Annotated in this window: 15 protein-coding genes; 7 read left to right on the top strand and 8 right to left on the bottom strand. The window is 70.5% G+C overall.

Annotated features, from left to right (window positions below):
* Nucleotides 1–1,824: 1,824 nt before the first annotated feature.
* Complete coding sequence (locus IPH07_20040; GenBank protein MBK6919696.1) at nt 1,825–2,487, top strand: VCBS repeat-containing protein; 663 nt, start codon at nt 1,825–1,827, stop codon at nt 2,485–2,487.
* 173 nt (nt 2,488–2,660) lie between these two features.
* On the opposite strand, the gene IPH07_20035 is transcribed toward IPH07_20040, so the two are convergent.
* Nucleotides 2,661–3,896: a hypothetical protein gene (locus IPH07_20035; GenBank protein MBK6919695.1), complete on the bottom strand. Its 1,236-nt coding sequence runs from the start codon at nt 3,894–3,896 to the stop codon at nt 2,661–2,663.
* Between the two features lie 11 nt (nt 3,897–3,907).
* On the opposite strand from IPH07_20035, the gene IPH07_20030 reads away from it, so the two are divergent.
* Complete coding sequence (locus tag IPH07_20030; GenBank protein ID MBK6919694.1) at nt 3,908–4,384, top strand: inorganic diphosphatase; 477 nt, start codon at nt 3,908–3,910, stop codon at nt 4,382–4,384.
* On the opposite strand, the gene IPH07_20025 is transcribed toward IPH07_20030, so the two are convergent.
* Both IPH07_20025 and IPH07_20020 read right to left on the bottom strand, forming a co-directional pair.
* A complete protein-coding gene (locus tag IPH07_20025) occupies nt 4,297–5,397 on the bottom strand; it encodes a hypothetical protein (GenBank protein MBK6919693.1) in 1,101 nt (366 codons plus the stop codon). The genes IPH07_20030 and IPH07_20025 overlap by 88 nt on opposite strands.
* A gap of 34 nt (nt 5,398–5,431) precedes the next feature.
* Nucleotides 5,432–6,487 (bottom strand): zinc-binding dehydrogenase, encoded by a 1,056-nt coding sequence (locus IPH07_20020; GenBank protein ID MBK6919692.1) that lies wholly within the window; start codon nt 6,485–6,487, stop codon nt 5,432–5,434.
* Nucleotides 6,488–6,674: 187 nt separating this feature from the next.
* Here IPH07_20020 and IPH07_20015 point away from each other — a divergent pair, with 187 nt between their 5' ends.
* Nucleotides 6,675–8,255, top strand: coding sequence for a response regulator (locus IPH07_20015; GenBank protein ID MBK6919691.1), 1,581 nt, complete (start codon nt 6,675–6,677; stop codon nt 8,253–8,255).
* A gap of 23 nt (nt 8,256–8,278) precedes the next feature.
* Here IPH07_20015 and IPH07_20010 read toward each other — a convergent pair whose 3' ends face one another.
* Both IPH07_20010 and IPH07_20005 read right to left on the bottom strand, forming a co-directional pair.
* Nucleotides 8,279–11,512, bottom strand: coding sequence for an efflux RND transporter permease subunit (locus IPH07_20010; protein MBK6919690.1), 3,234 nt, complete (start codon nt 11,510–11,512; stop codon nt 8,279–8,281).
* Between the two features lie 18 nt (nt 11,513–11,530).
* Nucleotides 11,531–12,685, bottom strand: a complete 1,155-nt coding sequence (locus tag IPH07_20005; GenBank protein ID MBK6919689.1) for an efflux RND transporter periplasmic adaptor subunit — start codon at nt 12,683–12,685, stop codon at nt 11,531–11,533.
* A gap of 12 nt (nt 12,686–12,697) precedes the next feature.
* Between IPH07_20005 and IPH07_20000 the strand changes: the two genes are divergently transcribed.
* The 4 genes from IPH07_20000 to IPH07_19985 all read left to right on the top strand — a co-directional run bounded on the left by IPH07_20000 (nt 12,698) and on the right by IPH07_19985 (nt 15,856).
* Nucleotides 12,698–12,994: a DUF493 family protein gene (locus IPH07_20000; GenBank protein MBK6919688.1), complete on the top strand. Its 297-nt coding sequence runs from the start codon at nt 12,698–12,700 to the stop codon at nt 12,992–12,994.
* A gap of 65 nt (nt 12,995–13,059) precedes the next feature.
* Complete coding sequence (locus IPH07_19995; GenBank protein ID MBK6919687.1) at nt 13,060–13,677, top strand: penicillin-binding protein activator LpoB; 618 nt, start codon at nt 13,060–13,062, stop codon at nt 13,675–13,677.
* Between the two features lie 68 nt (nt 13,678–13,745).
* The gene (locus IPH07_19990) at nt 13,746–15,236 is read left to right on the top strand and encodes a hypothetical protein (GenBank protein MBK6919686.1); all 1,491 of its coding nucleotides are present in this window, start codon (nt 13,746–13,748) and stop codon (nt 15,234–15,236) included.
* A gap of 23 nt (nt 15,237–15,259) precedes the next feature.
* Complete coding sequence (locus IPH07_19985; GenBank protein MBK6919685.1) at nt 15,260–15,856, top strand: hypothetical protein; 597 nt, start codon at nt 15,260–15,262, stop codon at nt 15,854–15,856.
* A gap of 15 nt (nt 15,857–15,871) precedes the next feature.
* Here IPH07_19985 and IPH07_19980 read toward each other — a convergent pair whose 3' ends face one another.
* From IPH07_19980 to IPH07_19970, 3 genes are all read right to left on the bottom strand, one after another.
* Nucleotides 15,872–16,570 carry a matrixin family metalloprotease gene (locus IPH07_19980; GenBank protein ID MBK6919684.1) on the bottom strand — a complete coding sequence of 233 codons (699 nt, stop codon included), beginning with the start codon at nt 16,568–16,570 and terminating at the stop codon, nt 15,872–15,874.
* Nucleotides 16,571–16,745: 175 nt separating this feature from the next.
* Nucleotides 16,746–19,184, bottom strand: coding sequence for an ABC transporter permease (locus IPH07_19975; protein MBK6919683.1), 2,439 nt, complete (start codon nt 19,182–19,184; stop codon nt 16,746–16,748).
* A complete protein-coding gene (locus tag IPH07_19970) occupies nt 19,181–19,819 on the bottom strand; it encodes an ABC transporter ATP-binding protein (GenBank protein ID MBK6919682.1) in 639 nt (212 codons plus the stop codon). The genes IPH07_19975 and IPH07_19970 overlap by 4 nt, the downstream gene beginning before the upstream one ends.
* Between the last annotated feature and the right edge of the window lie 249 nt (nt 19,820–20,068).

Below are 20,068 nucleotides of genomic sequence, written 5' to 3'. Positions count from 1 at the left end.
ACCTCCCCTCCACGAACGCCACCGCTACCGATCTCCCCTCGACCGGCGATCCATCGCCGACGTCGAGTGGCAGTGCGGATTCCGGACCATCGTGAACACGCGGATCGGAGCATCGTGAACACGCGGATCGGACCATCGCGAACAGGTGGATCGTGGATCGGAGCATCGTGAACGGTCGAGTTCGATCGGTTCGAAGGGGGTCGTCACGGATGGTTCTCCTCTCGGGGAACCTGTCCGGTTCTCCGGGGCTACATCAGAATGCTGGCTGACGATCCGTTGCAGCTCGTCGCAGCAACGCTGGATCCGGCGCTCCCCAGATGGCGCCGAGCCGCACGCGCACTTGTGCTCGACATGTTTTCTCGTACTTCGCCATCCTGTGTTCTGCGGCTGGCTCGGACGCGGCCGGCAAGGAGGACGCTTGCTCGTGACCCGGACCCACGCGACCACGCTCGCACGATGGACGAAGCGCCCGGGCTGGCGGCGCCAGGGTGCTTGCGTTGTTGGTTTGGGTCACGGCATCGATTTCCCGAGCATCGCGGGATGCAATCGCGACGCTGCGAGTGCTGGCTCCAGTTCTGCCGATAGTACGGGCGGGAGCAACGGGACTACCACCGGCGGAGCGACCGCGACGACCGGAACGAGTGGGACGAATGCGTCGGACGATCACCGGCGGGGATGGGGGCGACGTCGAGGTTTGCGCCGAGATCGCTGCTCTTCCGGCATGCGCTCCGCTCGGGAGCAGTCCCTCGGGGCCGTTCGAACTGATGGAGGTCGACCTCCATCCTATCTTGGAGACCAGTCCAGAGGGGCCGGAAGATCACCGTGATGTCGTTGGACGCTCGAAGCTTGCGCGCCCTGCTCGGGCTGATCAGGTGAGGACAGATGACGACGACGCGTGCCCGCTCGCGCGCGGTGGCGGCGAGTGCCACCACGGGCCCCCGCGTGTCCGGGGGGCCCCGGGCGCGCTGTGACACCATTACGGCAACGTGGCGTCCAGCGGCCGCCGGATTGCGCCGAGGCACACACGCATTTCTCCTCGACCTTTTTTTTCGACATCCGACATCCTGTGTCCTGCGGCTGGCTCGGACGCGGCCGGCGAGAAGGACGCTTGCCCGTGTACCGACCCCACGCGACAACGCCGCTGCTGCTCGGGGCCTTCGCGCTTGCGGTGGCCTGTGGGCCGCGGACGAGCGGTGGCAGCGGCGGCTCGGGCGACGCGAGCGGCGGGGCCGCGGATGGGGACGACTCGAGCGAGACGCTGACGGGTGCGACGAGCACGGGAGGCGCGTCGGTCACGGTGGGCTCGGGCGCGGACAGCAGCAGCTCGGGCGGCGCGGGCGGGTGTGTCGACAATGTTGCGAACGAGCCTTGGTGCTATCGGGCGTTCGCGGTCGATGCAGCTCCGGACCGCGGCCTGTTTGGTCGCTTCGGGCCCGGCGGGTCGCCGCGGTTCTTCTTCGAACCGCCGCAGGCGTACCTGGTGGGTTGGGATGGGCAGGACATCGTTGTATCGCCACAGGACCAGCCGACCGAGCGTCCGTCGTTCTGGATCGGCGGGGCGGTTGCAACGCCCGGGCGGGATGACGTCATCGCGGCGGATAGCGAGTCCCTGGTGAGGGATCCACTGACCAAGTTCACACGCTACGCCGTCGGCGACGACGGTATCGCGAGCGGAGTGACCACCGCATTCTCGAGAGACGAGCTCGGACCGCATTCTCGAGAGACGAGCTCGGATCCATCGCTGCAACAGCCGATCTCGACGGGGACGGGGTACTCGAGCTCGTTCCCGCACAACGAGTACTGGCCGGGCCATCGCGGATCCGAGTGCTCCGGTGGAGCGTCGACGCGTTCGTCTACGCCACGGATTTCATCGAGCTCGAGCCGCCGTCTTGCGGGAACCCGAGTCAGGTCGAGCGTGCCAACGTCGACGGGGACGAGTTCGATGATGTGCTCGTCTTCACGGACTGCATTCCGCACCCGCGGTTCGGCGAGCAGGCAGGCTTCTATCTCTTCCGCGGCAGTCCGGTGCTTGTCGATCTGCATCCGGAGTTCGTCCAAACCGACATTCCCGTCTACCGAGCACTCGTCGAAGATTTTGACGGCGACGGCCTCGACGACGTTCTCTTCGACAACATCGAAGAGCTTGATCTGTTCGTGGCGGAGGGCGATGGGAAGTTCGGGCCGGCGATTGTCGTCTGGACATCGGATATCCCACTCTCGCTGGATAGCAACAACGTTTGGGAGTTCGATTTCGCGGACCTTGACGGTGACGGTGCCAAGGAGATCCTCGCTGGGCGGACGGTCATCCTCGACCCTCTGGGTTCGCCGGTGTTCGAGGACTACATCCCTGAAGGGGTGTTCGCCCCCGTCATCGAGATCTTGCCGGCGGGGGACATCTCTGGCGATGGTGTCGACGACCTCGTGCTGCTCACGTCTCCGGTGACTGTGGCGCAGGTTCTGATCTCGGGGCCGCCTGGGCCGCACTGACCGATCGCGGGCTCTTGTATTTCAGAACGGCGGGGCGCGCAGTCGCACGGCTGCTTCCGTGCTCTGACCGTTGCTTTCACTGCGATGCGACGTCGGAGGGCCTCGGGGCGGCTGCTCGGCCTGCGAGGTGCCGTCAAATCCGTCAGCTCCGACGGTCGGCCCGCCTGCCCCGCCTACCGCCCCAGCGGTCGCAGCATCGGCAGCAGCTCCAGCGCCCGCACCAGCAACCCCCGCTCGTCCTCCGTGACCACGTCGTCGGCCAGCGCAATGCGCAGGAGGTCGTCGAGGATGCCGGTGCGTGCGGTGCGGAGCTGGCCGAACTCCTCGAAGTCGAGCACATGATCCTCGCCGATGCGCGCCAGCAGCTGCTCGAAGGCGTGCAGCTGCGCGTCCATGCCCCGCAGCAGTGCGCGCTCGTCGGTGGTGATGCGGCCGTCGAGGCGCGCGACCAGCCGCAGCTCGGTCATGATGGCGTCGTGCTCGGGCGCGACGCTGGCGATGAACAGCTCGTCGGTGTGGCCCTGCAGCTCGAGCAGGCCGAAGCAGGTGCGCGCGAGGATCGCTCGCAGCGGTTCGCGCTCGTCCATGCTGCGCAGCAGGTCGGCGAGGTCGAGCAGCTCCGCGGTGTAGAGCGCTCGCAGGCAGCGCTCGAGCTCCGGCGGGCCCAGACGGATCACGCCGCTGGGGATGCCGAAGCGCTGCGACACCAGCTCCTCGGGCCGCAGCGGCCCGAAGCCGCCGGTGAACTCCACGATGTCGCGCGCGCGACCGACCACGCCGTTGCCCAGCCGCAGCGCCAGCTCGCACTCGCTGGGGTGGGTCATCAGCGTGCGATCGTCGGCGACGATCGCCGCGGCCGCGGCCACCAGATCGACACCCGCATCGTCGGCGGCATCGCGCTGCGCGACCGTGGCACCGAGCGAGCCCAGCTCGCGATCGCGGGCGATGCCCTCGAAGGCGCCGCCGAGCGCGGCCGAGAACGCCGCGCAGCCGGCCGGCCACCCCCGTCGCGTGGACATGCGCGCGCGCAGGCTCGCGAGCAGGTGCGGCAGCTCGGGGCCGACCCCCTCGAACTCGCCGCGCGCCGCCGACTGCACGCGCCCACCGCCGAGCGAGATCGCCGGCGACGGGCCGAGCAGCTCCGCCGGCGCGCGCACCAGCGCCAACGCCAGCGCCGCGACCTCGACCACCAGCTGCACGCCCTCGTCGTCGCCCGCCACTCGCACCGGCTCGAGCACGTACAGCGCCAGCGCAACCGCATCGTCGAGCAGACCCGGCCGTGCGATCACCTCGGCGAGCACGCCACCCGTCGCGTCGATGCGCTCCTGCGCGCGCTCGCAGGTGGATGCGTGCAGTGGATGACCGTGGTCTGGACCCGAGGGGAGAGCGAAGACCGCGGCGGCGTCCATGGGCGAGGTCGATGGTAACATCGAACGCACGCGTGAGCTTCGCGACGCTCCAAGACCTCTCACCGCTGCAGCGGGTCCGCATCGAGGTGCCGCGGTGGAGCTTCGTGAAGCGCAAGGGCGATGGCCGCGTCGACGTGATCTCGCCGCTGCCGTGCCCCTACAACTATGGCTGTATCGAGGACATCGTCGCCGCCGACGGTGACGGCCTCGACGCGCTGGTGCTGGGTCCGCGACTCGCCGCCGGCGTGCTCGTCGAGACCACGGTACGTGCGGTGTTCGGCTTCTGCGACGCGGGCGTCGAGGACCCGAAGCTGGTGTGCAGCGCAGTGCCGCTGACCGCGGCCGAGCGCCGCGGCATCGAGCGCTTCTTCTGGGCCTACGCGTGGTTCAAGCGCGGCATTCACCGCGTGAGGGGCGAGTCCGGCACCACCACCGCGCTCGGCTGGCTCAGCTCGCCGTGGGCGCGCGCGGCCTCGAGCTCGAGCTGACCTCGCAGGTGCGCGGCCGCGATCACCAGTGCAGGTCGGAACAGCAGGTTGAGTCCCGGCACCGCGACCAGCACGAAGGTGCCGATCGCGAAGCCACTCGCGAGCGCGCGCTCCTGTTCGATCAGGCGTAGCTCGGGCGTCCAGCCCTTGATGAGCGTCTGCATCACCTCGAGGAAGCCGCGCAGCGGAGCGAGCAGGCTGCGTGCCCGGGGCTGCTCGATGCGCGCCACGGCGGCGACGAACCACGGCGTGAACGAGATCGCCGCCTCGGCCTGCGCCACCGTCTCGAGGTCCTCGTCGGGCGCGAGCGTGCGGCCGTTGTCGAACGCCTCGACGACCATCCAGTACATCGTCCAGCCCAGCTGCGCGACGAAGCCGACGACCGCGCCGTAGAAGCCGAACAACGCCAGCAGCAGCGTGATCGGCAGCAGGCCGAGGGTGATCACGATGAGCTGGGCGACGGTCTCGCCGAGCGCCTGCTGCCACGACTTGAGGTAGGGCTTGCGCGGGCCGAGGCCGAGGTCGTCGCGCGCGGCCGCGGCCATGCGCGCGTAGTGACGCGCGAACAAGAACGGCGGCACCGGGGCCAGCGCGGCGAAGGTGGTGAAGAACGCGATCAAGAAGAAGACCGAGCTCTCCACCGAGGCGAACCCGAGCGACCACCAGTGCTGCCCGGCGGCCTCGCGGACCTCGAGCGAGGTCGCGGCCGCGATGCCACACACGAGCGCGAGGAACACCACCGGCGCCATCGCAGCGCCGAGCAACGCCTGATTGCGCAGGAGCACCCGCAGGCCCAGCAGCGGCTGCGCCAGCCCATAGAAGAAGCGGGCGCGCGTGTCGGTCGACGCCGGTGGCGCGTGCGGCTGTGCGGCCTGCCGCCAGGCCTCGCGCGCGGCGTTCCAGAGCCGCCGCGCGACGCTCGGGGGCACCGCGCCGTAGCGCTGGGTTCGACCCCGCGACGACGAACCATCGGCGGGCGGGGCAGCAAGCTCCGGCGGTGGCTGCGGCTCCATGTGGCGGGCGCAGCTTACCGCAGGCCCGCTGGGGCTATTTCGCGGCTTCGGTGGGGTCTGCCCAGGGCAGCAGCACGATGCGACCGGTCACGCCCTGGCGTTCGAGCCGGCGGTGGGCCTCGGCGGCGGCGGACAGCGGGAGTTGCTCGGCGATGATCGGTCGCACGCGACCCTGTGCGACCCACGCGAGCACCTGCTCGAGGTCGTCGCGGTTGCAGCCGGCGCTGCCCATGATCTGCAGCTCGGCGAGGATGACGAACCCGGGGTTCACCTCCCATCGATCGCTGGTGACGTTGCCCACGACCACGAGGCGGCCGCCGGCTCGCAGCGATCGCAGTGAGGCGTTGAGCGTCGGTGTGCCGACGCAATCGAGCACGACGTCGACGCCGGTGCCTGCGGTTTCGCGCTTCACCGCGCGGTGGAGATCCGCGGCCGTGGAGACCACCACCGTGTCCGCACCGAGATCGCGCAGCGACCCGCGCTTGGCGTCGCTGCTGGTCGCGGCGATGACGTGGGCGCCGAGCACCTTCGCGATCTGGATCGCATGGGCACCCACGCCACCGCTGGCGCCGGTCACCAGCACGCGCTCGCCCTGCGCGACGCGGGCGACCGAGCGCAGCGCTCGCAGGGCAACCCCGGCCGTGCAGTTGAGGAAGCACGCGGCGGCGTAGGGGATCTCCAGTGGCAAGCGCACCAGGCATCCCACCGGCGCGGCCACCAGCTGTGCGTAGCCGCCGTCGACGGACAGCCCGAACACCTCGAGCGCCGCGCGACAACGCGTCTCGTGACCTCGCCGACACGCCTCGCACGCGCCACAGGCCGCGCGGTGCAGGTTCACCACACGGTCACCGATCGCGAAGTCGATCACGCCCGCGCCGACCTCGACGATCTCCCCGGCCCATTCGTGGCCGGGCACCACCGGTTGCTTGATGAAGGCAAAGCCGCCGCGGCGCTCGACGATGTCGCGGTAACACACGCCCTCGGCGTGCACCTTGACGACCACCCAGCCCGGACGGGCGTTCGGGGGCTCGCGCGCCTCGAGCTGCAGCCGCTCGGGCCCACCGCAGGCGTGCAGGACGATGGCATCCATGGCCCTACGCTATCAGCTCCGTCGTGGGCGGAGCTCTGGCAGCGCGCGCTCGCGCCCGCCCGGCCGATCCCGAGACACGCGGCCGGAAATGAAACACCGGTGACGCGCATCGCGGCGGTGACGTCGGCCCTTCGGCCGCTTCGGGTGGGATCCATTCGCGGCCGGCGCTGGTATGCTGGTGATGTTCGTGTCGAACATCGCGGAGGAAGATGAGCGTCGGGTGAGTCGCCCGCTGGCTGCGGCGCGGCCGGCCGGCGGCGGCGATCTCGAGGGCATGCTGCTCGGCTCCGCCGATGCGATGCTATTGCTCGACGAGCGCGGGGTGATCACCTTCGCCAACCCGAGTGCCGCCGGCTTGCTGCACGCAACGCGGGGGGCGCTGGTCGGCACGCCGATGGAGCGCTGGCTCGAGTCGGCCGATGCCGAGCACGACGGTCTGCAGCTGGGCCAGCGACCGCTCGAGCGCGGCCTGGTCGTGCGCGGGCGTGCACGCGGCCTCGACGGCGAGTCGTTCCCGCTCGAGGTATCGATCTCGCCGCTCGGCGGCGCGTCGAGCGGCTACCTGGCAGTGTGCCGCGATGGCAGCGAGCGCGAGCGACTCGAGGCGCAGCTGCGACAGGCGCAGAAGATGGAGGCCATCGGCCGACTCGCCGGCGGCATCGCGCACGATCTCAACAACGTGCTGACGGTCGTGCGGAGCTTCGGCGAGCTCGGACTCGAGGAGGCCGCGCCCGGCTCGGGCACGGCCGAGTGCCTCACGCAGATCCTCGAGGCGGCCTCGCGATCCGAGCGCCTCACGCGACAGCTGTTGGCGTTCTCGCGGCGGCAGGCGGTGGCGCCGCGCGTGCTCTCGTTCAACGACATCGTGCGCGACACCGAGGCGATGCTGCGACGCATTGCTGGCGAGTCGATCGAGTTCCGCACCGACCTCGATCCCGAGGCCTGGAACGTGCGCGTCGATCCGACGCACTTCGGTCAGGTCGTGATGAACCTGGTGGTCAACGCGCGCGACGCGATGGAGGCCGGCGGCAGCCTGCACATCAACACCAGCAACGTCGAGCTCGATGCCGAGTACGCCGCCGCGCACGGCGTCGAGCTCGAGCCAGGGGAGTACGCCGCACTTTCCGTGACCGACTCGGGCGTCGGCATCGCGCCCGAGCTGGTGGCGCGGATCTTCGAGCCGTTCTTCACCACCAAGGCCAGCGACAAGGGCACCGGTCTGGGCTTGTCGACCTGCTACGGCATCGTGAAGCAGGCCGGCGGCGTGATCTGGGTCTACTCGGAGGTCGGCGTGGGCACGACCTTCAAGGTCTACGTGCCGCGCGTGCGCGAGAACAGTGCACCGTCGACGCGCCGCCGACGTACCACGTCGGTACGGGCCGGCGGTGACGAGACGTTGCTGGTGGTCGAGGACGATTCGCAGGTGCGCCGCGTGGTCGCCGAGACGCTCGCGCGCCAGGGCTACCGGGTGTTGACGGCGCAGCACGGTCTCGACGCGATCGACGTCGCGGGGCGCCACGAGGGCGGCATCGATCTCCTGATCACCGACGTGGTCATGCCCAAGATGGGGGGCCCCGAGCTCGCCCACGAGCTGCGATCGGCGCGCCCGGGGCTGCGGGTCCTGTTCGTTTCGGGGTACTCCGAGTACGCGATGATCCGCGAGGGCGCGCTGGGTGATCAGGAGTCGCTGCTCGAGAAGCCGTTCTCGCGCGATCGCTTGCTCGAGCGGGTACGGCAGCTGCTCGACGCGCACTGCGACCGCCGCTAGTGTCGAATCGCTGTGTCGAGGTACTAGTCGGCCTCGGCGTCGCTCGAGCGGGTCGTCGACCACGCCGCGCGGACCTTGCCCGGCAGCAACAGGTAGACCGCCGGGATCACCACCAGCGTCAGCAGCGTCGACGACGACAGGCCGCCCATGATCGACACCGCCAGCGGCTGCCGCAGCGAGGCGCCATCGCCGAGGCCGAGCGCCATCGGGACCAACCCGAGCACGCTGGTGAGCGTGGTCATCAGGATCGGGCGCAGCCGCACGCGGCCGGCGTCGATGACCGCCTCGAACAGCGGCATGCCGTCGCCGCGTCGATCGTTGATGGCCGCGACCAGCACGATGGCGTTGTTGACGACGATTCCGCCCAGCACGATCACCCCGATGCCGACCATCGCCGACAGTGGCAGGCCCGCGAGGTCGCACCCGACCGCGACGCCCGTGATGGCCAGCGGCACCGTGAACAGGATCAGGAACGGGTGCAGCAGGCTCTCGAAGGTCGCGGCCATCACCACGTAGACCAGGAACAGCGACAGCGCGGCGGTGAAGCCGATGCTCTGCAGCGAGGCCTCCATCTCGCCGGCTTGGCCGGCGATCGCCGCCGAGACGGTGGGATCGTCGTCGGCGTGTGCGGCGAGCACGTTCTCGACGTCGCGCGCGACGCCGCCCAGGTTCAGGCCCTCGACCCGGGCGCGGATCCGCAGCCCACGGCGGCCGTCGATGCGGCGGATCTCGGAGGGCCCGCGGTCGGGGCTCACGTCGGCGACCGCGTCGAGTCGCACCGGTACCCCGCCGATCACCGCGACCTGGATCGCGGCGACGTCCTCGACGCTCGAGCGGTCGGCGAGCGGCAGCCGAACGCGCACGTCGAGCTGGCGGTCGGCGGTGTGCAGCTGGGTCGCCACCTCGCCAGCGATGGCGCGCTGCACCGCGGTGGCAGCGTCGTCGACCGTGAGGCCGATGCGACCCAGGCGCTCGCGATCGAACTGCACCCGCACCTCGGGGCGACCCTCGAGGTCGTCGGCGACGACCTCGGGGAGGCCATCGATCGCCTGCAGCTCGGGCAACAGCGCCTTGGTCACGGCGATGCCGCGCGGAGGATCCTCCGAGAAGACCTGCACCTCGATCGGAGGCCCGAACGCGACCAGTGTGGGATGACCCAGCCGCAGCGTCGCTTGGCCGTGATCGAGCGCGCCCCGCAGGCGCGCCAGCAATCGCGTCTCGATCGCGGCGGCCTGCTCGCCGTCGGCGAGCGCGGTCAGCCGTACGTCGATCTGGCCGAGGTGCGTCCCGGTCACGGTGCCGCCGGCGTTGCCGGCCTGGGTGAGGCTGCCGACGCGGGCGAAGTGCAGCTCGACCGCGGCGTCGTCGTCGAGCACCGCGCCCAGCCGTCGCACCGTCGCCTCGGTGCGCGCGAGCGTGGTGCCCTGCGGCAGCTCCAGCTGCACGAAGAACTCGCGCTGCGAGAGCTCGGGCACCAGCGTGCGCCCGTGTCGATCGGCCAGCGGCACCGTCACGACGCAGATCGCCAGCGCGGCCAGCACGACGACCCCCGGCCGACGCATCGCGCGGCGCAGCAGCCACGGATAGCTGCGCTCGAGCCCGTCCCACACGGTCGTCAGCGGGCGCGCCAGCAACCCCAGCAACGCACCCGCGCCGCGCACGGCCAGCGCGACCAGGCGGTAGAACAGCGCCAGCGGGATCACCAGGAGCCCCAGCAACGTGCGGCGTCCGCCCTCGACGATGTCATCGTCGTCGTCACCGAACGACAGCAGCACCGGCACCAACGTCAGGCTCACCAGCATCGACGACAGGATCGAGAAGCTGATCGCGAGGCTGAGGTCGCGTACCAGCTGACCCGCGACCCCCTCCACGAAGGCCATCGGCAGGAACACCGCGATCGTCGTGAGCGTCGAGGCCACCACCGAGGTGCCGACCTCGGCGGTGCCGGCGATGGCGATCTCACGTCGCGCGACCGCTCCACGCGCGGTGCCTGCAGCCTCGCGCTCCTCGCGGATCCGTGCGATCGCCTCGAGCACCACGATGCTGTTGTCGACCAGCATGCCCACGCCGAGCGCGAGCCCCCCGAGGCTCATGATGTTGAGCGAGACCCCGAGCGCCTGCAGCGGCACGAAGGTCGCCAGCAACGAGATCGGGATCGCCACCGCGATCACCACCGTCGAGCGCAGCTCGCGGAGGAAGAACAGCAGCACCAGCACCGCCAGCATCGCGCCGATCGTGGTGTTGTCGACCACCTCGTCGACCGACGACTCGATGAACTGCGAGTTGTCCGCCAGGACCACGACCTCGTAGCCCTGCGGGAGTCGCAGGCGCGCGCGGGCCTCCTCGATCGCGCGTGCGACCGCGACGAGGTTCGCGTCGCCCTCGCGATAGACCGCCAGCTCGACGCTCTCGCGCCCACCGACCAGCGACAGCTCTTCGCGTTCGAGCGGCCGCCGCTGGACCTTCGCGAGGTCGCGGATCCGTAGCTCGCGACCGGCGCTCGAGCGCACGATGATGGCGCCCAGCTGCTCGGGGGTCTCGGCCTCGTGCAGCGTCCGCACCAGGTAGCGATCGTCGCGCTCGTCGACCGCGCCACCGGGACGATTCACGTTGTCGCGCTGTAGCGCCGTGACCACGTCGTCGGCGCCCACGCCCAGTGCGGCCAGCCGCGCAGGATCGAGCTCGATGGCGACCTCTTCGAGCTCACCGCCGTGGATCTGCACGGCGGCGACGCCAGCGATCTTCTCCAGCTCGCGCTTGACCACGTCCTCCGCGAGCTTCCGCAGCGCCGCGAGGTCGCGCAGCGTGAGCTCGGCGTCCTCGTTGGGCCGCAGCGCGAGCCGCATGATCGGCTCCTGCGACGGGTCGTAGCGCAGCAGCAGCGGGCGATCGGCGGTGGTCGGCAGCGTGACGCGGTCGAGCTTCTCGCGCACGTCGGCGATCGCCTGATCCATCGGCGTGCCCCAGGCGAAGTCGAGCACGACGTCGGACTGGCCCTCGCGCGAGACCGACTCGACCTTGACCACCCCCGGTACCGCGCCGACCCGCTCTTCGATGGGCCGGGTGATGAGCTCCTCGACCTCGAGCGGCGCCGCGTCGCTGTCGCTCGTGCGCACGGTGATGGTCGGATAGGACAGCTCCGGCAGCAGCTCGACCGGCAGGCGCAGCGCGGCGACCAGGCCGAACAGCAGCACCGTGATCGTCACCATCATGGTGGTGACGGGGCGCAGCACCGCCTGGCCGATCCAACCTCGCATCGCGATCGCCTGGGCCTGCTAGCCCTGCTCGGGCGAGGGCTTGGTCGCTTCGGCGGCCGCCGCCTGCAGCGGCATGCCCTCGGTGATGCCGGCGTTGCCATCGGCGACGACCAGATCGCCCGGCGAGACCCCGCCACCGATCTCGATCGCGTCGGTGCCGATCATCCGCAGCTCGATCGGACGTCGTCGCGCCTTGCCGTCCTCGAGCACGTAGACGTGGGGCTTGCCCTCGATCTCGAACATCGCGCTGCGCGGCAGGCTGGGCACGCTCTCGTGCGCCTCGACCAGCACCTTCGCGCGCGCGAAGGCGCCGGGCGCCGCTGCCGGCGGGAACTCGGCGGCCCGCGCGATGAACTTCACGGTGCCGGTCGCGGCGTCGACGATGGGGGCGCGGCGGACCATCTTGGCCGTGAAGGTGCTGCCGTCCACCAGCTCGATCTCGACGTCCGCGTCGGCCTTCACGGTGGCGGCGTCGCGCTCGGGCAGGTGCAGCTCGAGCTCGAGCTCGTGCAGGTCGGCAATCGAGAACAGCGGCGTGGTCGATCCCGCCAGTGCGCCCACGTCGACATGCCGCGTCACGATGGTGCCGTCGAACGGCGCCCGCACGACCGTCAGACCCACCTGGTGCTTGGAGAGCTTGAGCGCGGCGCGGGCCTCCTCGACCAGGTAGCGCTGCTTGTCGATCTCCTCCTTCGAGACCGCGCCGCCCTGCACCGCCTCGAGCCGCTCGAGCTCGCGCTCGAGGTTCTGCAGCTGGAGGCCGGCCTGCGCCGCCTGCAGCGACGAGCTGCGACCATCGAGCCGCGCGAGCACGTCGCCCTCCTTCACCTTCGCACCCTCTTCGACCAGCAGCGCCTGCACGAGCCCGGGCTGGGTCGCGACCAGGTCGGCCGAACGACGCGCGCGCAGCGTCCCCGAGGTGGTGTAGTAGCGGACCAGCGTGCGCTGCTCGATCGTGGTGGTCAGCACCTTGAGCGCGCCGTCGGCGTCGCGCTTGCCTTCGGCGGCCCACGACTTGGAGCCGGGTCCGCTGCACGCACCCACGCCGAGCAGTGTCGCGACCAGCGCCACGACACGGCGGCCACCTGCGAGCCGACGGCAAACCTCGCCCGCGCCCGGTCGGACGCGGACAACTCGTGGGCGGGCCTTCACGACGACGGTGCTTCTTGCCATGATGGTGGCGCGATGAACGAACGCGGGTCGGAGGCTGCACCATCGCGCGAGCTATTGCTCGCGACCCACGCGTTTCCGGGCGAGTATATCGTCAAGGCGTTCGGCCCCGGAACCGAAGAATTCCGCGAAGCCGTGCACGCCCAGGCCGGCGCCGTGGTCGGCGCCTCGCGGCTGCGATCGGCCGAGCGAGCGACCCGCAGCGCCACCCGCATCTGCATCACCCTCACGCTGCACGTCCATAGCGTCGAGGAGGTGATCGGCGTCTACGCCGGGATTTCCAGCGTTCCCAATCTCATCATGCTGCTGTGAGTGAGATCACTGCCGCCCCGAGGCCGTTGTCGGCATCCTCTCGCGCAACCGTCGGAGTCCTTCGCATGCACCGTGCTCGTCGTTCCCATCTCGCACTCCTGTTGTCGTCGCTGCTGCTGCCGACGCTGGTCGGCGGCTGCAAGACCAAGGCGATCCGAGGCGGTGAGGGCACCGAGAACCCCGACCTCGACGAAGGGGCGATGAGCACCGGACTCGATCGCAAGGACCTCGACGACCTGATGAAGAAGAACATCGCGTCGTTGATGGCGTCGCCGCTGTGGGGGCAGTGGCGGACCTCGCAGCAGCCGGTGGTCGCAATCTGGCCCATCAAGAACGACACCAGCGAGCACCTCGACGACCAGATGCTGACGCTGCTGAGCGACATGGAGACCGAGCTGATCAACAGCGGTGTGGTCGCGGTCGTCAGCCGCGAGCGGCAGGCCGAGATGATCGCCGAGGCCAACCTCCAGCAGACCGCAGACTTCAACCCGGCCCTGGCCGCGCAGATCGGGCGCCAGATCGGCGCGCAGTACTTCGTGACTGGCAAGCTGCAGGCCGTCGACGAGCGCATGAACAAGGAGCGGCGCGTGCAGTACACGCTGTTCATGCAGGTGATCGAGGTCGAGACCAGCGTCGTGAAGTTCCAGACCAAGTCGGAGCGCAGCAAGGCGATCATTCGCTGATCTCGGGAGCCTTCGCGAACATGCAGACCCCACGGCATCGGTCCGTCGCCCAGACGGTGGCCGCGCGCATGATTGCGTTCGCGCTGCTCGTCGGTGGCTGCGCGACCTATTCGGACCGCACCGACGCCGCCCGCGACGCGGTGCAGCGCGGCGACGTGTCCGGCGGCATCGGCCAGCTGAACCGCTTCCTCAAGGTGCGCAAGGCCGAAGACCTGCCGTCGCGCTGGAAGAAGGACTTCGAGCTGGTCGTGCTCGAGCGCGCGACGATGCTGCAGGCCGCCGGCGACTACGACCTGAGCGCGCGCGACTTCGAGGTCGCCGACAAGCAGCTCGAACTCCTCGACATCGCCCGTGATGGTGCCGGCAAGCTCGGGAAGTACATCTACAGCGACAGCGCGACCAAGTACAAGACCTCGCCGACCGAGAAGCTCGCACTCAACGCGATGAACCTCTGCAACTACCTCGCGCGCGGCGACCTCGACGGCGCGAAGATCGAGGCCAAGCGCTTCACGGTCATGCGCAACTATCTGCGCGACTACGACCCCGAGCACCAGCACGGCGCCTTCGGTTCGTACCTCGCCGGCTTCGTCTACGAGCGGCTGGGCCAGGCCGACGAGGCGTTGCGGTACTACGACGAGGCGCTGCAGGAGCGCGAGTTCTCGAGCCTGCGCGGCCCCATCGAGCGGCTGTCGCAGCGCGGCAGCTACCGCGGCGAACGCATCCGTGACTACCTGCCGCAGCAGCCCGATGGCGGCGCGCCGGCGGCCACGGTGCCACCGGCGGCGGGTGACGCACCTGCGGCGCCGAGTGATGCGGCCGCGCCCTCGGCCGCGCCGTCCGCGGTCGCGCCGACCAGCGAAGGTCCTGCGGTGCAGCGACCCAAGGCAGAGCTCGCGAGCCTGCCGACGACGGCGACGGCGTGGAGCATGGCACCGGCCAGCGAGGGTGAGGTGCTCATCGTCGCGAAGACCGGACGCGTGCCCTACAAGGTGCCCAAGCGCATCCCGATCGGCCTCGCGATCGGACTCGCGGGTGCGTACATCACCGGCGACACCACCGTGCTCGAGTACGGCATGTTCAAGGTCGTGACGTACCCCGAGCTGGTCGCACACGACACCGTGTTCGACACCGCGCAGGCGACGATCGACGGTCGATCGATGGAGATGGAGCTCGCCACCGACGTCACCGACGAGATCGTCGGCGAGTACGAGGACATCAAGCCCAAGATCATCGGTGCCGCGATCACTCGCATGATCGTGCGCGCGGCCGCGGCCGAGGCCGGACGTGCGGCCGGCAATCAGTCCGAGCAGGGCGGAGCGCTCATCGGCTTCCTCGCGGCGGCGGCGATCGAGGGCACCCTCGTCGCGCTCGACAAGCCCGACACCCGCAGCTGGACGACGCTGCCCGCGCGCGTCCACGTTGCACGGGCGACGGTGCCAGCCGGTAAACATCGCGTGGTGGTGACGGTCCGTGGTCCTGGAGGGTGGGAGACACGAACCACCCAGGTGAGTGTCCCCGCGGGGGGCTTCGCCGTGGTCGACGTCACGACGCTGCGCTGACTGCCTGTGCCATGATGGTCGCCATGCTCGAGGCACGTCGTCGTCTGTCGTCGTGGTCGTTGATCGTCGCGTCCGCCGTGGGCGGGCTGTGCTTCGCGGGTGCGATCCCGCAGGCCGAGGCGGCGGTGCAGGGGCGTCGCGGGCTCGAGATCGAAGGCGCCCGCGACCGCCGCGGCTTCTACTACGGTGGCGGCTTCGGCTTCGGCGGCACGTTCTTCTGGTACGACGACTTCCTGCCCGCCACGCGCATCGACCTCGCGCTCGGCGGCGGCGTCGGCAAGCGCTTCCTGCTCGGCGCCGATCTTCACGTCACGCCGTACCTGACGCGGCGCGGCGGCGTGGCCTTCGGTGGCGACATCGAGGCCACTGGCTTCCTCTTCCGTGGGTTGTATCTGCGCGGGGCCCTGGGGGCCTCCGGCGTGCCACGTCGCGGGCCCGATGACCCGACCGCGCGCGGGCTCGCGGTCGGGCTCGGTGGTGCGATCGGTGTGGGCTACGAGTTCTTCCTCAACGCGACCGCGGCGATGAGCGCAGGCCTCACCTACGACGCGCGGGCGATCCCCGGCTCGAAGTTCCCGCGGCAGACCCTGCTGGTCGGCCTGCGCTTCGCTTTCTACTGATCGGAGAACCTGCCTTTAGCGACGGCCGACGCGGTGCGCGAGCTCGGCGTCGGTGTTCTGGCGCTCGACACCGGTGCCACAGGCACGGTCCTCCCACTCGCCGCAGGGACTGGCCTCAGGGCGGAACTCCTTCTCGCCGCAGGCCTCGTAGCTCATGATGTCGCTGCAATCGCGCGAGTGGTCGAGGCCGAGCGCGTGGCCGATCTCGTGCGCGGTGGTCTCGCACATGGTTGCAGCGCTCGCCTCGGGCGGCTGGAACACGAACGCGACCGCGTGATCGATGACCTTGCCGTTCCACGGCGCGATGCCGTGCACGGTCTCGTCGAAGCCGAGCGTCATCGACGAGCCGCCGACCATCGCCAGCACGAAGTTGCCCTTCGCCGGCGCGTGCTCGACGATGTCGACGCCGTAGCCGGCGTACTTCGACTGCACGCACGACACCAGTGCGTTCCACTCGTCGTCGGTGCCGACGTAGGCGTCGATGTCGACGTAGTCGTAGCCGCTGCGGGCGACCACGCCCGAGCTGAGCTTGCGAGGATCGTCCTTGCCGGCGGTCGCGCGGCCGCCGTCGCGGTGGAGCACCACGGTGACCGGCTTGGGGCCGCGCAGGCGCGCGAGATCGACGGTGGTCGCCTTCGCGAGCCCGGCGCCGACCGCCGCCGAACCCGACAGTGCCAGTACCGAGGCGAGCACGAAGGCGATGCGCATCTTCACGGAAGGACCGACGGGGCCCCTCCGGTGGGCATTCGTGGCCGGTGGTCGCGCTTCGTAAAGCCGCTTCACATCGCCGCGTTTCGCAGCGATCGCGACATCGCTGCCCTGGGGAATCGCCATGCCAACGTCTCGGGTGCGAGGGCGGCGTGTGCCCCGATTCGCCACGGCGTGGCGACTACCCGCGATCGATCGCGCGCGCGGGTTCGATGCGGGTTGCGGCCCGCGCGGGCAACCACGTCGCGAGCATCGCGGCCATCGTCACCAGCGCGGCGACGCCTCCGAACGCGAACACGTCGCCGGCGGGCACCTCGTAGAGGTGCTCGGCGAGCAGGTGCTGCAGGCCGAGACCGAGCACGATGCCGACCGCGTTGCCGACCAACGCGAGGCCCAACGCCTCGCGCATCACCATCGTGCGCACGACCGCCGGCGTGGCTCCGAGCGCCATGCGGATGCCGAGCTCGCGGGTCTGTTGCCGGACGGCGTCGGTCATCACCGCGTGCATGCCGACGATCGCCAGCGCGATCGCGACCGCGCCGAACAGACCCAGCAGCCGCGCGGCGGCGTGCATGCCCCCGAGTGTCGCCTCGACGTCGGTCGTCAACGTGCGTGGCCGCGACATGGTCGCGTGCCCGAGGTCCTGCTCGAACGCGGCGCGAAGGCTGGTGAGGGTCTGCTCGGCGTCGGGGCCACGCGCGACCAGCTGCAGCGACGGCTGTGGCCACTGCACCAGCGGCAGCCACAGCACCGGGAGATCCGGTTCGTCGAGCGCCATCCACTTGCTGGTCGCGACCACGCCGACGACTCGCAGCGGTGTTTCGACGCCCGCGAGGTGGAGTCGACGATCGCAGGGGTCACCCTCGGGCCACCAGGCTTCGACGAAGGCCTGGTTCACGATCGCAACGCGCTCGGCGTCGAAGCCATCCGATGCGGCGAAGTTCCGCCCCTCGAGCAGGGCGAGGCCAAGCGTCGCGAACACGCGAGGACCCACGGCCGCGGTCGTCACCAGCCGTGGCGGTGGCGCCGGCCGGTTGCCCGCCGGATCGGTCGAGACGGTGCGCCGAAACTCGTTGGCGCCGAACGGGAGCGCAGTCGCCAGCTCGGCCTCGACCACGCCAGGTTGCGCACGGACGGCGGCGAGGCGTTGCTGCAGCTGCGCGAGGTCGTCGCTCGGGCGGCCGTCGGCCCCACCGGCATCGATCTCGATCGCCGCGAGCTCGTGCACCGCGAAGCCGGGGTCGATCGCGAGGGCCCGCGCGGCGCCGCGGACGAACAGCGCCGCACCGAGCAACGCCGTGAACGACACCGCGATCTGGAACACCACCAGCGTGGCACGGAGCCCGCGGTGCGTGGCTTGTCCGTGGCTCGCGTGATGTCGCAGCGGGCTCGCGAGATCGACCCGTGCCGCGCCGATCGCCGGCAGTAGACCGAAGCTCAACGCGGTCGCGGCCGAGATCGCGATCGCGAACCACAGCACGCCGGGGTCGAGCGCCGGTCGCAGTGACATGCCCCAGAGCATCGGGGGTCTCAGCCACCACAGCAGGTCGCGGATCCACGGCGCCAGGCACAGGCCCACCGCGCCCGCGCCCGCAGCCAACAGCGACGCGGTCGAGACCACCTGGCGGAACAACCGCCACGGGGTCGCACCGAGTGCACCACGCAGCGCGAGCTCGGTGCGCAGCGGCGACGCGCGGGTGATCAGCAGGCTGGCCGCGTTGGCGCAGGCGACCAACAGCACGAAGCCCGCCGCCGTCATCCCGATGCCGGCCGCCAGCACGAGCGCACCGCGTGCGTCGGGACCAAGCAGCGCGTGGGCGAGGGGGACCGCGCGAAGGCGCCGACGACCGACCTCATCGGGGTGCGCCTGGGCGATGGTCTCGGCGATCGCCGCCACGCGGGTGTGGAGCTGCTCCGGCGTGACCCCCGGTGCGAGGCGCACCAGCGCGTCGAAGGCGAGGAAGCGGCGGTGGCCGAACCATGGCAGCGACGGCAGTACCTCCGAGTGGGCCGCGTAGGGCAGGAACAGCTCCGCCTCGAGCATCGTCGTGCCGACGAAGCCCGGCGGGGCCACGCCGATGATGGTGAGCGCGCGGTCTTCGACCGTGAGCGAGCGCCCGAGCACGAGCGGGTCGCCCTCGAAAGCCTCGCGCCAGGTGCGGTCGCTGAGCACGACCTCGAGCACTGGCGCGCCGTGATCGACCGCGTCGAAGAAGCGGCCGAGCTGCGGTTGCAGCCCCAGCACCTCGAAGTAGTTCGAGGTCGCAATCACCGTGCGGCGCGGCTCGGTGCCGGCGGGTGTCTGCACGGTCGCGGTGACGCCCGCCAGCAGCGTGAGCTCGCCGAGCTGCTCGTTCGCGAGCTGCTGTGCGACGTCGAACGCGGTCGGGTCCGACACCGGCATGTGCCCCGGGTTGACGTCGTCGACCGTGTAGAGCGCCCAGACCTGGTCGGGGTCTCGCACGGGAGCGTCGCCCAGCACCAGCGCGCGAACGATCGAGTAGGTCGCGACCGTGAGGCCGATCGCGAGCGACAGCGTCGCGAGCATCGCGAGCGACACCCGTGGTCGTCGTCGCAGCTCGCGTGCGGCGAGTCGCAGGTCGTTCCAGAGGTGGATCATGCCGCCCAGGTCGCGTCCTCTCCGACCACGCGACCATCGAACAGTCGCACGACGCGTTCGGCCCAACGGGTGTGGCGGGGGTCGTGGGTCACGATGCACACGGTCGAGCCGCCGCGGTGAAGCTCTCGCAACAGCTCGAGCACGCCTTCGGCGTTGGTGGAGTCGAGGTTGCCGGTCGGTTCGTCGGCGAGCAGCAGGCGCGGCGCGCCGGCGATCGCTCGCGCGACCGCGACCCGCTGTTGCTGACCGCCCGAGAGCTGACTGGGGAGGTACCCACGGCGGTCGGCGAGCTCGAGTCGGTCGAGCACCTCGAGCACGCGCGCACGACGGCGTCGTGCCGGCGTGCCGCGGTAGACCAGCGGCAGCTCGACGTTCTCCTGCACCGTGAGGTCGGCGATGAGGTTGAAGCCCTGGAAGATGAAGCCGATGTCGCGGTTGCGTAGGCCCGCACGCGCGGCGGCATCGAGCGCGCTCACGTCGTGCTCGCCGAAGTGCATCGTGCCGGTGCTGGGGCGGTCGAGCAGTCCGAGCAGCGACAACAGCGTGGTCTTGCCGGAGCCCGATGGCCCGGAGATCGCGACGAACTCCCCACGCCCGATCGTGAGGTAGACCTTGCGCAGCGCGTGGGTCTCCATGTCCTCACTGACGTAGACCTTGCCCACGCCGTCGAGCCGGAGCAGGGGTTCGCAGGTGGGGCCGGCCGCAGCAGCGTCCGGTGGGTCGAGTTCGTCGCGCGCCACGGAAGTGGCGCGGCTCGCAAGAAGCGTGCCCGCAGCGCACGCGGCCGGCTCGCAGGCAATTGCAGCGGCCCGCGAAACCCCGTGGCGTCATCCCGTGTCCGCAGGTGGGACGAGGATTCCGCAGCCGAACAGGCGCGCGAACCG

The sequence above is a fragment of the Deltaproteobacteria bacterium genome, assembly GCA_016709225.1.
In the GTDB taxonomy this organism is placed as follows: Bacteria; Myxococcota_A; Polyangia; order Nannocystales; family Nannocystaceae; genus Xiheibacterium; species Xiheibacterium phototrophicum.
Note: the sequence above shows the minus strand (reverse complement) of the source record. Positions and strands in the feature narration are given on the sequence as shown.

Excerpts from the sequence above, each read along its gene's own strand:
- IPH07_20035 (MBK6919695.1), bottom strand. The coding sequence starts at position 3,896 with ATGGACGCCGCCGCGGTCTTCGCTCTCCCCTCGGGTCCAGACCACGGT.
- IPH07_20030 (MBK6919694.1), top strand. The coding sequence starts at position 3,908 with ATGGTAACATCGAACGCACGCGTGAGCTTCGCGACGCTCCAAGACCTC.
- IPH07_20025 (MBK6919693.1), bottom strand. The coding sequence starts at position 5,397 with ATGGAGCCGCAGCCACCGCCGGAGCTTGCTGCCCCGCCCGCCGATGGT.
- IPH07_20020 (MBK6919692.1), bottom strand. The coding sequence starts at position 6,487 with ATGGATGCCATCGTCCTGCACGCCTGCGGTGGGCCCGAGCGGCTGCAG.
- IPH07_20010 (MBK6919690.1), bottom strand. The coding sequence starts at position 11,512 with ATGCGAGGTTGGATCGGCCAGGCGGTGCTGCGCCCCGTCACCACCATG.
- IPH07_20005 (MBK6919689.1), bottom strand. The coding sequence starts at position 12,685 with ATGGCAAGAAGCACCGTCGTCGTGAAGGCCCGCCCACGAGTTGTCCGC.
- IPH07_20000 (MBK6919688.1), top strand. The coding sequence starts at position 12,698 with ATGAACGAACGCGGGTCGGAGGCTGCACCATCGCGCGAGCTATTGCTC.
- IPH07_19995 (MBK6919687.1), top strand. The coding sequence starts at position 13,060 with ATGCACCGTGCTCGTCGTTCCCATCTCGCACTCCTGTTGTCGTCGCTG.
- IPH07_19990 (MBK6919686.1), top strand. The coding sequence starts at position 13,746 with ATGATTGCGTTCGCGCTGCTCGTCGGTGGCTGCGCGACCTATTCGGAC.
- IPH07_19985 (MBK6919685.1), top strand. The coding sequence starts at position 15,260 with ATGCTCGAGGCACGTCGTCGTCTGTCGTCGTGGTCGTTGATCGTCGCG.
- IPH07_19975 (MBK6919683.1), bottom strand. The coding sequence starts at position 19,184 with ATGATCCACCTCTGGAACGACCTGCGACTCGCCGCACGCGAGCTGCGA.
- IPH07_19970 (MBK6919682.1), bottom strand. The coding sequence starts at position 19,819 with ATGGAGACCCACGCGCTGCGCAAGGTCTACCTCACGATCGGGCGTGGG.